Source organism: Geodermatophilus amargosae (assembly GCF_041028265.1).
Taxonomy (GTDB): domain Bacteria; phylum Actinomycetota; class Actinomycetes; order Mycobacteriales; family Geodermatophilaceae; genus Geodermatophilus; species Geodermatophilus amargosae_A.
The window spans coordinates 358,446-370,541 of the sequence record NZ_JABGCW010000004.1; the positions used below are offsets into that span (position 1 = coordinate 358,446).

At 76.5% G+C, this 12,096-nt stretch carries 10 protein-coding genes; 4 read left to right on the forward strand and 6 right to left on the reverse strand.

Annotation, left to right across the window (positions count from 1 at the left end):
* The first annotated feature begins 12 nt into the window (after positions 1-12).
* Complete coding sequence (gene smc / locus HLV61_RS07280) at positions 13-3,591, forward strand: chromosome segregation protein SMC (RefSeq protein ID WP_369253786.1); 3,579 nt, start codon at positions 13-15, stop codon at positions 3,589-3,591.
* Between the two features lie 32 nt (positions 3,592-3,623).
* Here smc and HLV61_RS07285 read toward each other — a convergent pair whose 3' ends face one another.
* Together HLV61_RS07285 and HLV61_RS07290 are read right to left on the reverse strand one after the other, a co-directional pair.
* Positions 3,624-4,439: an endonuclease/exonuclease/phosphatase family protein gene (locus tag HLV61_RS07285; protein WP_369253788.1), complete on the reverse strand. Its 816-nt coding sequence runs from the start codon at positions 4,437-4,439 to the stop codon at positions 3,624-3,626.
* A gap of 12 nt (positions 4,440-4,451) precedes the next feature.
* Positions 4,452-6,146: an alkaline phosphatase D family protein gene (locus HLV61_RS07290; protein ID WP_369253790.1), complete on the reverse strand. Its 1,695-nt coding sequence runs from the start codon at positions 6,144-6,146 to the stop codon at positions 4,452-4,454.
* Positions 6,147-6,216: 70 nt separating this feature from the next.
* On the opposite strand from HLV61_RS07290, the gene ftsY reads away from it, so the two are divergent.
* Positions 6,217-7,437 (forward strand): signal recognition particle-docking protein FtsY, encoded by a 1,221-nt coding sequence (gene ftsY, locus HLV61_RS07295; RefSeq protein WP_369253792.1) that lies wholly within the window; start codon positions 6,217-6,219, stop codon positions 7,435-7,437.
* Between the two features lie 10 nt (positions 7,438-7,447).
* Here ftsY and HLV61_RS07300 read toward each other — a convergent pair whose 3' ends face one another.
* Genes HLV61_RS07300 through HLV61_RS07315 form a run of 4 tightly spaced genes read right to left on the reverse strand, consistent with a single transcriptional unit; the run spans position 7,448 to position 10,011 of the window.
* Positions 7,448-8,194, reverse strand: a complete 747-nt coding sequence (locus HLV61_RS07300; RefSeq protein WP_369253794.1) for an energy-coupling factor ABC transporter ATP-binding protein — start codon at positions 8,192-8,194, stop codon at positions 7,448-7,450.
* A complete protein-coding gene (gene cbiQ, locus HLV61_RS07305; protein WP_369253796.1) occupies positions 8,191-8,973 on the reverse strand; it encodes a cobalt ECF transporter T component CbiQ in 783 nt (260 codons plus the stop codon). The genes HLV61_RS07300 and cbiQ overlap by 4 nt, the downstream gene beginning before the upstream one ends.
* A gap of 1 nt (position 8,974) precedes the next feature.
* A complete protein-coding gene (locus HLV61_RS07310) occupies positions 8,975-9,310 on the reverse strand; it encodes a PDGLE domain-containing protein (protein WP_369253798.1) in 336 nt (111 codons plus the stop codon).
* Complete coding sequence (locus HLV61_RS07315) at positions 9,307-10,011, reverse strand: energy-coupling factor ABC transporter permease (RefSeq protein WP_369253800.1); 705 nt, start codon at positions 10,009-10,011, stop codon at positions 9,307-9,309. Before HLV61_RS07315 ends, HLV61_RS07310 begins: the two co-directional genes overlap by 4 nt.
* A 340-nt stretch (positions 10,012-10,351) precedes the next feature.
* Between HLV61_RS07315 and HLV61_RS07320 the strand changes: the two genes are divergently transcribed.
* Together HLV61_RS07320 and HLV61_RS07325 are read left to right on the forward strand one after the other, a co-directional pair.
* Positions 10,352-11,692, forward strand: coding sequence for an ammonium transporter (locus HLV61_RS07320; RefSeq protein ID WP_369253802.1), 1,341 nt, complete (start codon positions 10,352-10,354; stop codon positions 11,690-11,692).
* Complete coding sequence (locus tag HLV61_RS07325) at positions 11,689-12,027, forward strand: P-II family nitrogen regulator (protein ID WP_369253804.1); 339 nt, start codon at positions 11,689-11,691, stop codon at positions 12,025-12,027. Before HLV61_RS07320 ends, HLV61_RS07325 begins: the two co-directional genes overlap by 4 nt.
* Positions 12,028-12,096: the final 69 nt, after the last annotated feature.

The following is a 12,096-nucleotide window of genomic DNA, read 5'->3' on the forward strand; positions in this document are numbered from 1 at the left end:
GCTGCCGCTCCCGTGCACCTGTCGAGCCTGACGCTCAAGGGCTTCAAGTCCTTCGCGTCCCCGACGACGCTCCGTCTGGAGCCGGGCATCACCGCCGTCGTCGGGCCCAACGGCTCGGGCAAGTCCAACGTCGTCGACGCCATCGCCTGGGTCCTGGGCGAGCAGGGCGCCAAGTCGCTGCGCGGCGGCAAGATGGAGGACGTCATCTTCGCCGGCACCGCCGGCCGCCCGGCCCTCGGCCGGGCCGAGGTGACCCTCACCATCGACAACGCCGACGGCGCGCTGCCGATCGACTACACCGAGGTCTCGGTCACCCGCCGGATGTACCGCTCCGGCGAGAGCGAGTACGAGATCAACGGCGACAAGGTGCGCCTGCTCGACGTCCAGGAGCTGCTCAGCGACGCCGGCATCGGCCGCGAGATGCACGTCATCGTCGGCCAGGGGCAGCTCGACGCCGTCCTGTCCGGCCGCCCTGAGGACCGCCGCGCCTTCGTCGAGGAGGCCGCCGGGGTCCTCAAGCACCGCAAGCGCAAGGAGAAGGCGCTCCGCAAGCTCGACGCGATGCAGGCCAACCTCGACCGGCTGGCCGACCTCACCGCGGAGCTGCGCCGCCAGCTCAAGCCGCTGGGCCGCCAGGCGGAGGCGGCCCGCCGCGCCGCTGGCGTGCAGGCCGAGCTGCGCGACGCCCGCCTCCGGCTGCTCGCCGACGACCTGGTCGCGCTGCGCGACGCGCTGGCCGAGGACGTCGCCGACGAGACCGCCGCCCGCGAGCGGCGCGCCGTGGTCGAGGCGGAGCTGACCGGGATCTCGCGGCGGGAGAGCGCGCTGGAGTCGGCCCTCGCCGCCGACGCGCCGCGGCTGGGCGGCGCGCAGGACACCTGGTACCGGCTGTCGGCGCTCACCGAGCGGTTCCGCGGCATCGCGCAGCTCGCCGCGGAGCGCCAGCGCCACCTCCTGGCCGCCGCGCCCGCCGCAGCCGGCGGCCGCGACCCCGAGCAGCTCGAGGCCGAGGCCGACCGGGTCGCCGCCACCGAGGCCGAGCTCGCCGCCGGCCTCGTGGCCGAGCGCGGCCGGCTGGCCACCGCCGTCACCGCCCGCGCCGCGCTCGACGAGGCGCTGGCCGCCGAGGAGCGCGCCTGGGTGGCCGCCACCCGCGCCCTGGCCGACCGCCGCGAGGGGCTGGCCCGGCTGTCGGGGAAGGTCGCGGCCGGGCGTTCCCGGGCCACCGCCGGGCAGGCCGAGGCGCAGCGGCTGGCCCAGGCCGCTGCGGAGGCCGCCGGGCGGGCCGAGGCGACCGAGGCGCGGCTGGCCGGGCGGCGGGCGACCGTCGCCGACGCCGACGACGAGGACGCCGCGCTGGTCACCGCGCACACCGACGCGGTCGCCGCGCACGCCGCGGCCGTGCGCACGGTCACCGAGCTCGCCGACGCCGAACGGGCCGCCGAGCGCGACCGCGCCTCCTGGGCCGCCCGCCGCGACACCCTCGCGCAGGGCCTGGCCCCCGTCGACGGCGTCGCGGCGGTGGTGTCCGCGGGTGCGTCCGGCGGGCTGGCCGGCGTCCTCGGGCCGGTCGCCGGGCAGATCACCGTGGCACCGGGTGCCGAGGTGCCGCTGGCCGCGGCGCTCGACGGGCTGGCCGAGGCGGTCGCCGTCTCCGGGGTCACCGGCGCCGTCGACGCGCTCGCGCACCTCCGCGACGTCGGCGGTGGCCGCGCGGCGCTGCTGGTCGCCGGGGGGTCGCAGCCGCCGCCGCGCGAAGGCTGGCCGGTGCTGCCCGAGGGCCTGCGCTGGGCCCTCGACCTCGTCGAGGCCCCCGACGAGCTGTGGCCGGCGCTGGCGCGGGCACTGGACCGCGTGGCCGTCGTCCCGAGCCTGGGGGCGGCCGCCGCGCTGGTCGCCACCTCCCCCTCCGTCCGCGCGGTCACCGCCGACGGCGACCTCGTGGGCGCCGACCAGGCCACCGGCGGTGCCACGAACGCCCCCTCCGGCCTGGAGGTGCGCGCCCGCGTCGAGGAGGCCGAGCGGGAGCTCGGCGGCGCCAGCGCCCGCGCCGCCGACCTCGCCGACCGCCTGGCCGCCGCCCGGGAGACCGCACGGGAGCGCTCGGCCGCCGTCGAGACCGCGCTGGCCGCCCGGCAGGCCGCCGACCGCAGCCGCTCGAGGGTGGCCGCCGAGCTCGCCGAGCTCGGCGCCGCGGCGCGCTCGGCCGCCGCCGAGGCGGAGCGCACGGCCGCCGCGCAGCGCCGGGCCGAGCGCGCGCTGGAGGAGTCGCAGGCGGCGCTGGCCGGGCTCGAGGCCCGGCTCGCCGACGCCGAGGCCGCGCCGGTCGAGCAGGAGCCCGACTCCGGGCAGCGCGACCGGCTGCGACTCGAGGTGGCCGCGGCCCGGCAGGCCGAGACCGAGGCGCGGCTCGCGGTGCGCACGGCGGAGGAGCGGGCCCGCGCGCTGTCCGGGCGGGCCGAGGCGCTGCGCCGGCAGGCCCGCCAGGAGCGCGCCGCCCGCGAGCGGGCCGAGGCGGCCCGGCTGGCCCGCCGCCGGGGTGCGGAGGTCGCCGCCCGGGTGCGCGCCGGCGCGGAGGAGGCGCTGACCGCGCTGGCCGGTTCGCTGGAGCGGGCCGCCGCCGAGCGCGACGAGCTGGCCCGGCAGCGCACCGCCCGCGAGGCCGAGCTGCTCGACGTCCGCACCCGGGTCCGCGCCGCCACCGCCGAGCTCGAGCGGCTCACCGGCGAGGTGCACCGCGACGAGGTGGCCCGTGCCGAGCAGCGGCTGCGCATCGAGGCGCTGGAGGAGCGGGCGGCCGAGGAGTTCGGCGTCGACCTGCCCACGCTGGTGGCCGAGTACGGGCCGGCCGCGCCGGTGCCGCCGACGCCCGCGCAGCTGGCCGCAGCCGAGGCCGCGGGCGAGGCCGAGCCGGCGCCGCTGCCCTACGACCGCGCCGCGCAGGAGCGCCGCGCGGCCCGCGCCGAGCGCGACCTCGGCACGCTCGGCAAGGTCAACCCGCTGGCGCTGGAGGAGTTCGCGGCGCTGGAGGAGCGGCACACCTTCCTCGCCACGCAGCTGGAGGACCTCCGGGCCACGCGCCGGGACCTGCTGACCGTCGTCCGCGAGGTGGACGGGCGCATCCACGACGTCTTCGCCGCCGCCTTCGCCGACGTCGCGCGCGAGTTCGAGGGCGTCTTCGCCACCCTGTTCCCCGGCGGCCAGGGGCGGCTGGTGCTCACCGACCCCGAGGACATGCTCACCACCGGCGTGGAGATCGAGGCCCGCCCGCCGGGCAAGAAGGTCAAGCGGCTCTCGCTGCTGTCCGGCGGCGAGCGCTCGCTGACCGCCGTCGCTCTGCTGGTGGCGATCTTCCGCGCGCGGCCCTCGCCGTTCTACGTGCTCGACGAGGTGGAGGCCGCGCTCGACGACGTCAACCTCGGCCGGCTGCTCACCCTCGTCGAGCAGCTCCGGGCGACGTCGCAGCTGATCGTCATCACCCACCAGAAGCGGACGATGGAGATCGCCGACGCCCTCTACGGCGTGAGCATGCGCGGCGACGGCATCACCGGCGTCATCAGCCAGCGCCTCCGCGACGCCTCCACCACCTGACCCGAGCGACAGGTACGGCCATCTCAGCCCGCTCAGACGCCGGAGGGGACCAGCAGGTCGACGGCGAGCGGCAGGTGGTCCGACGCGCCCGCGCCGTCGAGCACCCGCGCGCCGGCCACCCCGATGCCCCGGGTCACCCACACCTGGTCGATGCGCGCGTGCGGCGCGCGCGCCGGGTGCGTGAGGCCCTCCTGGCGCTGCCAGAACCGCCAGCGCGCCTGGTCGTCGCGCTCGTGCGCCAGGCCCCAGGCGTCGGCGAACCCCTCGCGCAGCGCGGCGAGCTCCGGGGCGTCGGGGGCGGCGTTCAGGTCGCCGACCACCACGCCGGTCGCCATCGGGTCCTCGAACAGGCCGCGCAGCAGGGCGGCCTGCGCGGCGCGCTCGTCGGCCGACCGGGTGGTCAGGTGGGTGGTGGTCACCCACAGCGCGCCGCCGTCGAGCTCGATCAGGGTGCGCAGCGCGCTGCGCGGCTCCCCGCTGCCGGGCAGCGGGTGGACGTCGCTGACGAGGATCGGCAGCCGGGACAGCAGCGCGTTGCCGTACTGACGGCGCGGCTGGTCGCCGGGGCGCTCCTGGTCGATGGCCGGGCCCCAGGCCAGCTGCATGTCCAGCGCGCGCGAGAGCAGCAGCGCCTGGTCGACGTCCTCGCTGCGGTCGCCGAAGTGCCGGTCGACCTCCTGCAGGCAGATGACGTCGGCGTCGGCGGCGGCGAGCACCTTCGCCAGGCGGGGGAGGTCGTGCCGGCGGTCGTGGCCCACGCCGTGGTGGGTGTTGAAGGTGACCAGGCGCACCGGGATCGGCGGCTGGTCGGGACCGGGGGCCGGCTTGAGGCCGTGGGGATCGGTCACCCCGTCAGCCTGTCATCCCGGGACGCCCGCCACCTCCGCCGGGACCGGATCGGTGAGCGGCAGGTCGAGCACCTGCTGCAGGCCCTCCCCGCCCTCGGGGCGGTGGTCGCTGACGTGCAGCACGAAGCGCGCCTCCCGCCCGTCGAGGACCAGCTCGCCCACCTGGTTGCCGAAGTACGGCCCGGCCGCCTTCACCCACTCGACCGAGACGGGGCGCACCCGCGCCGCCCGCGCGATCGCGCCGGTGAAGCGCCGCGCCCAGCGGCTCCACCCGATGCGGAAGCCGACCCGGATCGGGTGCGGCGCCTGGTTGTGCAGCGGCGAGACCGTGAGCTGGTGCACCCGCCCGGACAGCCCGCCGGGTGAGACCACCTCGGCGGCGTAGGCGTGGTGGACGTCGCCGGAGAGCACCAGCGCCGTCGCCGGCGCCCGCCCGTGCTCGCCGCGGGCCACGGTCAGCAGGGCGGCGGCCAGCCGGTCGAAGGAGGCGCCGAAGGCCGCCCAGTGCTCGAGGTCGGCGGCCTGGCGCAGCTTCTCCGCGGCCCGTCCCAGCAGCCGGCCCTCGTGCCGGACGGCCAGCGCCTCGTCCCACCGCTCGATCGAGTCGATGGCGTGGGGGAGCAGCCAGGGCAGCGACGTGCCGACCAGCAGGTGGCTGACGCCGTCCTCGACCGCCTCGCGCATCTGGTCCTCGACCCAGGTGAACTCGACGTCGTCGACCATCCGGCGGCCCTGCTCCTCGAGCACCCGCCCGGCGCGGCTGTCGACCATCAGCAGCCGCGCGTCGCCCCAGTGCCGCACGTAGCTCCAGCGCACCGTGTGCGGATCGCGGTCGGCGGCCAGCGCCATCTCCCGGAGCAGCGGTTCGGCGTCGGTGCCGGCGGGCTGCGCGCGCACCGCCTGCCACGTCGTGTTCTCCGCCAGCTCGGCGGGGGAGAGGTTGCCCAGGTGCTGGTAGACCCAGTAGCTGGCCAGCCCGCCGGCGATCCGGTCGTCCCACCAGTCGGTCGCGGTCACCTCGCGGCGCCAGGCGGCCGAGGTGTTCCAGTCGTCGATCATCTCGTGGTCGTCGAACACCATCGACGACGGGATCGTCGACAGCAGCCAGCGGACCTGCGGGTCGTTCCAGGACTCCGCGTAGAGGCGGGTGTACTCCTCGAAGTCCCGCGTCTGCGCGTCCTCGGGCACCGGCTCGCCGCGGCGCAGGCCCAGCCATCGGCGCGTGGCCGTGGTCAGCTCGTCGGCGTAGACCTGGTCGCCGAGCATCACGAGCGCGTCGGGCCACTCGTCCTCCGGCAGCGCGGCCACCCGCTCGGCGTAGGCGTCGAGCGCGTCGGGCGGGATGTCCTCGTCGAGGTCGACGGTGCTCGGCGCGGCGTAGCGGCAGGAGCCGAAGGCCAGCCGGAAGGGCCCCGGCCGCCCGGGCGTGCGGATCCGGCTCGGCGGGAACGGCGAGCTCTCCTCCGGCCACACGCGGGAGCCGTCGAGGCGCACCTCGTAGGGCGTCGTGCTGCCCGGCTCCAGCCCCTCGACGACGACGAGGGCGTAGTGGTGCCGGCCCGCGCGGAAGGTGCGCGCGGTCCGCCCGAGGACGTCGACGGTGCACGGGCGGTCGGTCTCCACCCACACGGTCGCCGACACGGGGTCGACGTGCCGCAGGAGCGGGCCGATCAGGAGGGTCGGGGTGTCTCCCTGGGGCAGCGGCATGCCGTCAGCCTGGCCCACCGGCCCGGGTTCCGCCCAGGACCCTGCGTGCGCGGACTGGGAGGATGGGCGCATGGAGTTCGTGCTGATCGCGATCGCGATCCTCCTCGTGGCCCTGGTCCTCGGGGTGAGCCTGCTGGTCGGCCGCGGCCGCCGCACCACCCGCCTGGACGACGACGCGGTCTCGGGCACGACGCTCACCCGGCCGCGCCCGCCCGCCGCCCCGCCGGTCGAGGACCGGCCCGCGGGCGCCACCGCGTCCGGTCAGGGCCTGGCCCCGGTCGAGCCCGTCTCGCCGGAGGCGCCGCCGGTCGTCGACCTGCCGCCGGCCGAGCCCGAGCCGGGCCTGGCGTTCGAGACGCCGCCGCCGTCGGCCGGCCGGCTGGTGCGGCTGCGCTCCCGGCTGGCCCGCTCGCAGTCCTCGCTGGGCCGCGGCCTGCTCACCGTGCTCGCCCGCGAGCGGCTGACCGAGGACGACTGGGAGGAGGTCGAGGAGACGCTCCTGGCCGCCGACGTCGGCGTCGCGGCGACCACGCAGATCGTCGAGCGGCTGCGCACCCAGTCGATGGTGCTGGCCACCGGCTCGCCCGCGGACCTGCGCGCGCTGCTGGTCCGCGAGCTCACCGCCGTCCTCGGCCCCGACCTGGACCGCCGCCTGGGCACCGACCGGCGCGAGGGGCGGCCCGGCGTCGTCCTCGTCGTCGGCGTCAACGGCGCGGGGAAGACGACGACGGTCGGCAAGATCGCCCGCGTCCTCGTCGGCGACGGGAAGAGCGTCGTCCTCGGCGCCGCCGACACGTTCCGCGCCGCGGCCGCCGACCAGCTCGAGACGTGGGGCGAGCGGGTGGGCGTGCTCACGGTCCGCGGCCGCGAGGGTGCCGACCCCGCGTCCGTGGCCTTCGAGGCGGTGCGCACCGGCGTCGAGGCCGAGGTCGACACCGTCGTCGTCGACACCGCGGGCCGGCTGCACACCAAGTCCGGCCTCATGGACGAGCTCGGCAAGATCAAGCGGGTCGTGGAGAAGCAGAGCCCGGTCACCGAGGTGCTGCTCGTCCTCGACGCGACCACCGGCCAGAACGGCATCGTGCAGGCGCGGGTGTTCACCTCCGCCGTCGACGTCACCGGCGTGGTGCTCACCAAGCTCGACGGCACGGCCAAGGGCGGGATCGTCGTCTCGGTGCAGCGTGAACTCGGCATCCCGGTGAAGCTCATCGGGCTGGGGGAGGGCGCCGACGACCTCGCGCCGTTCGAGCCGGAGGCCTTCGCCGAGGGGCTGGTCGGCGGCGCCGACTGACGGCGGGGCGCTACACCCGGGTGGGGTCGAAGCCGAACGGGAGCTCGAGGCGGTGGGCGGCGAGCAGATCGGCGTCGGCGAGCAGGTCGCGGGTCGGCCCGTCGGCCACCACCACGCCGCCGTCGAGGACCACCGAGCGCGGGCACAGCTGCAGGGCGTAGGGCAGGTCGTGCGTGACCATCAGCATGGTCACCGGCAGGCCGGTGAGGACCTCGGCCAGCTCTCGCCGGCCGGCCGGGTCGAGGTTCGACGACGGCTCGTCGAGCACCAGCACCTCCGGGTGCATCGACAGCACGGTGGCGACGGCGACCCGGCGGCGCTGGCCGAACGACAGGTGGTGCGGCGGCCGGTCGGCGGACCCGGCCATCCCGACCTGCTCCAGCGCCACGGCCACCCGGGCGGCGACCTCCGGCTCGGGCAGGCCGAGGTTGCGCGGCCCGAAGGCGACGTCCTCGCCCACGGTGGGCATGAACAGCTGGTCGTCGGGGTCCTGGAAGACGATCCCGACCCGCCGGCGCACCTCCGGGAGGTCCCGTTTCCGCACCGGCAACCCGCCGACGGTCACCCGGCCGCGCCCGCCGGAGAGGATGCCGTTGAGGTGCAGCACGAGCGTCGTCTTGCCCGCGCCGTTGGGTCCGAGCAGCGCCACCCGCTCGCCGGGGTCCAGCCGCAGGTCCACGCCGAACAGCGCCTGGTGACCGTCGGGGTAGGCGAAGGCCAGGTCCTCGACGAGCAGGGCTGCGGGGGCGGTGCTCACCCCAGCAGCATCCCCGCCGCGAGCACCGCGGCGGCGGTCAGGGGCAGGCTCAGCGCGACCAGCCACGCCCGCGCGGGCACGGCGGCGGCCGGGCCGGCCGGCAGCGCGCCGGTGTACCCCCGCGACAGCATCGCCAGGTGCACCCGCTCGCCGCGCTCGTAGGAGCGCACGAACAGCGCACCGGCGCCGGCGGCCACGACGCGCAGCGCCCCGGGCCCGCGGCCGCGGAAGCCGCGCGACTCCCGCGCCACCCTCATCCGCCGCAGCTCGCCGCCGACGACGTCGGCGTAGCGGACCATGAACGACAGGATCTGCACGAGCAGGGCCGGCAGCCGCAGCCGCTGCAGCCCGCGCACCAGCTCCCGCGGCTCGGTGGTGGCGGCCAGCACCGTGGCGGCCAGCACCGACAGCGTCGCCTTGGCCAGGAGCCCGCCGCCGGCAGCGAGTCCGCTCTGCGACAGCGACAGGCCCAGCACCTCGACCCGCGGCCCGCGGGACACGACGGGGAGCAGCAGCGCGAAGACGAGGAACGGCACCTCGACGACCAGCCCGCGGGCCAGCCGCCCGGCCGGCACCCGGGCGACGGCGGCCGCGCCGAGGACCAGGGCGGCGTACCCGGCGTAGGCGGCCGGCGCCCAGGGGGCGTGCACCGGGGTGGCGACGACGACCAGCGCGAACGCCAGGACGGCGACCAGCTTCACGTGCGGCTCGAGGCGGTGCACCACGCTGCCGCCCGCGACGTAGGCCGCGCCCAGCGGGCCGCCGTGCCCGGCGCCCACGTCAGTCCCGGGCGGGTCCGGCCGCGGCGTCGACGGCCGGGCGGCCGGTCCGGCGGCGCAGCACCAGGGTGAGGCCCCCGGCGAGCACGAGGGTCACCGCGACACCGGCGACGCCGGCGAGCCCGCCGGAGAGCCGGCCGTCGTCGACACCGGCGACGGCGTAGTCGGCGAGCGGCGAGCCCGCGGTGGCGCTGTCGCGGGCGGTGTCGGCGAAGCCGGTCTCGCCCGCGGCCCACTCCAGACCGTCGGGGGAGGAGCTGGCGTGGTAGCTGACGAACCCGGCGACGACGAGGGTGACCAGCAGGCCGGCCAGCCACAGACCGCGACGGCGGCTCATCGCACGGCCTCCTCGGCGTGCAGCCCCGGGCGGGTGGCCAGGTCGGCCGGGCGGCGCAGGTGCGCGGCGCCGTGGACCAGGTCGGGCCGCACCGACAGCACCGCGCCCAGCACGGCGACGGTGATCACCGCCTCGCCGATCCCGATCAGCACGTGGACGCCGCCCATGGCCGCGGCCACCGCCCCCAGGGGCACGTCGGCGACCCCGCCGACGGCGAACAGCCCCACGAACACCAGCGCGGCCGCCGGCACCGAGACGAACGCCCCGGCCCCGGCCGCGGCGAGCAGCCCCCCGCGGGTGCGCGGCAGCAGGGCCACCAGCAGCCGGAACACCCCGTAGCCGGCGCCGACGGCGACCAGGCCCATCAGCGTGACGTTCGTGCCGAGCGCGGTGAGGCCGCCGTCGGCGAACAGCACCGCCTGGACGACGAGGACGACGGTCGTGCACAGCACCGCCGTCCACGGCCCCACCAGGACCGCGGTCAGCGCGCCCCCGACGAGGTGCCCGCTGGTGCCGGCACCGACCGGGAAGTTGACCATCTGCACCGCGAAGACGAAGGCGGCGGTGAGGCCGGCCAGCGGAGCGGTGCGCTCGTCGAGCTCGCGGCGGGCGCCGCGCAGGGCGAGGGCCACCGTCCCGGCGGCGAGCACGCCGGTGGCCACGGACGTCGGGGCGTCCAGGAATCCGTCGGGGACGTGCACGCGGGGCCTCCACGGGGGCGCGGACGACCGGGTGCCGCCCGCGGAGACCTTATTGCACACGGTTTGCACCTGCACCCACCTCGCATCGCCGGGCGTGCAGGACGTGACGGCGGACACGGCACGCACCGCCGCAACACGGCCGTCACACGCCCCCGGGACACGCGGCGCGGAGTTCACCGTGCGGAAACAGGTCGACGCCGTCCCCGGAAACACCCGCCCGGCACCGTGAACGCCGCGTCGCCGCCAGGGAGGGAGGCGACCGCGACCCCGCCCGACCCCGGCCCGCCGGGGACCGTTCCCCGTTCCGGCCCTCGGCCCAGACCCACCTCAGGAGGTTGCCGTGGTCAACACCGGCGACACCGCCTGGATCCTCACCAGCGCGGCGCTCGTGCTGTTGATGACCCCAGGCCTGGCGCTCTTCTACGGCGGCATGGTCCGCGCGAAGAGCGTCCTCAACATGATGATGATGAGCTTCGGAGCCCTGGCACTGATCACGGTGCTGTGGGTGCTCTACGGCTACTCCGTCGCCTTCGGCAACGACGTCGGGGCCGGCCTGCTGGGCGACCCGGGCGAGTTCTTCGGCCTCAAGGGGCTCATGGAGGACACCACCAGCGAGGCGGGCGGCCTGCCGTCGATGGCCTTCGTCGGTTTCCAGGCCGTCTTCGCGATCATCACCGTCGCGCTGATCTCCGGCGCCATCGCCGACCGCGCCCGGTTCGGCTCCTGGATGGTCTTCGCGGGCCTGTGGGCCACGATCGTGTACTTCCCGGTCGCCCACTGGGTGTTCGACTTCGACACCGACGCCGGCCACGTGGGTGGCTGGATCGCCAACGACCTCGCCGCGATCGACTTCGCCGGCGGCACCGCGGTGCACATCAACGCCGGTGCCGCGGGCCTCGCGCTCGCGCTGGTGCTCGGCAAGCGCCGCGGCTTCGGCCGCGAGGCGATGCGGCCCCACAACCTGCCGCTGGTCATGCTCGGTGCCGGCCTGCTGTGGTTCGGCTGGTTCGGCTTCAACGCCGGCTCCGCGCTCGCCGCCAACAACACCGCCGCCGTCGTCTGGGTCAACACCCTGGCCGCGACCGCGGCGGCGATCCTCGGCTGGCTGCTCACCGAGAAGATGCGCGACGGGCACGCCACCTCGCTGGGCGCTGCCTCCGGTGCGGTCGCCGGCCTGGTCGCCATCACCCCGGCCTGCTCGGCGGTCTCGCCGATCGGCGCGATCGTCCTCGGCGTCATCGCCGGTGTCCTCTGCGCCCTCGCCGTGGGCCTGAAGTACCGGCTGGGCTACGACGACTCGCTCGACGTCGTCGGCGTGCACCTCGTCGGTGGCCTCTGGGGCACGATCGCCATCGGCTTCCTGGCCGACCCCGACGCCCCGGCCGGCGTGGAGAGCCTCTTCTTCGGCGGCAGCGTCGACCAGCTCTGGCGGCAGGCCGTCGGTGCCGGTGCGGTGCTCGTGTTCTCCTTCGTCCTGACGCTCGTGATCGCCACGGTCGTCAAGGCCGTCATGGGCTTCCGGATCAGCGAGGAGGACGAGGTCGCCGGCATCGACACGGTCGTCCACGCCGAGTCCGGGTACGACTTCACCAGCCTCGGTGGCGGCAGCGGCTCCGCGCTGCACCAGGCCACCCTGCCGAAGAACACCGAGTCGAAGACCACGGAAGGGGTCCGGGCATGAAGCTCGTCACCGCGATCATCAAGCCCTTCAAGCTCGACGACGTGAAGAACGCCCTCGAGCTGATCGGGATCACGGGGCTGACCGTCAGCGAGGTCCAGGGCTTCGGCCGCCAGCGCGGCCACACCGAGGTCTACCGCGGTGCGGAGTACCAGGTGGACTTCGTGCCCAAGGTCCGCATCGAGGTCGTCGTCGGCGAGATCGACGCCGCCCGCGTGGTGGACGCCGTCGTCGAGTCGGCCTCCACGGGACAGATCGGCGACGGGAAGGTCTGGGTCACCACGATCGACGAGATCGTGCGGGTCCGGACCGGCGAGCGCGGCGAGGACGCCATCTGACGTCGGGGCCGGACGGCCCGGCCGGCCGGGGTGGTGGGAGGCCCCACCACCCCGGCCGGCGCCGTCCGC

Bases quoted from the DNA above. Each gene is read 5' to 3' on its own strand.
- ftsY (WP_369253792.1), top strand. From the start codon at position 6,217: ATGGAGTTCGTGCTGATCGCGATCGCGATCCTCCTCGTGGCCCTGGTC.
- HLV61_RS07290 (WP_369253790.1), bottom strand. From the start codon at position 6,146: ATGCCGCTGCCCCAGGGAGACACCCCGACCCTCCTGATCGGCCCGCTC.
- HLV61_RS07310 (WP_369253798.1), bottom strand. From the start codon at position 9,310: ATGAGCCGCCGTCGCGGTCTGTGGCTGGCCGGCCTGCTGGTCACCCTC.
- HLV61_RS07325 (WP_369253804.1), top strand. From the start codon at position 11,689: ATGAAGCTCGTCACCGCGATCATCAAGCCCTTCAAGCTCGACGACGTG.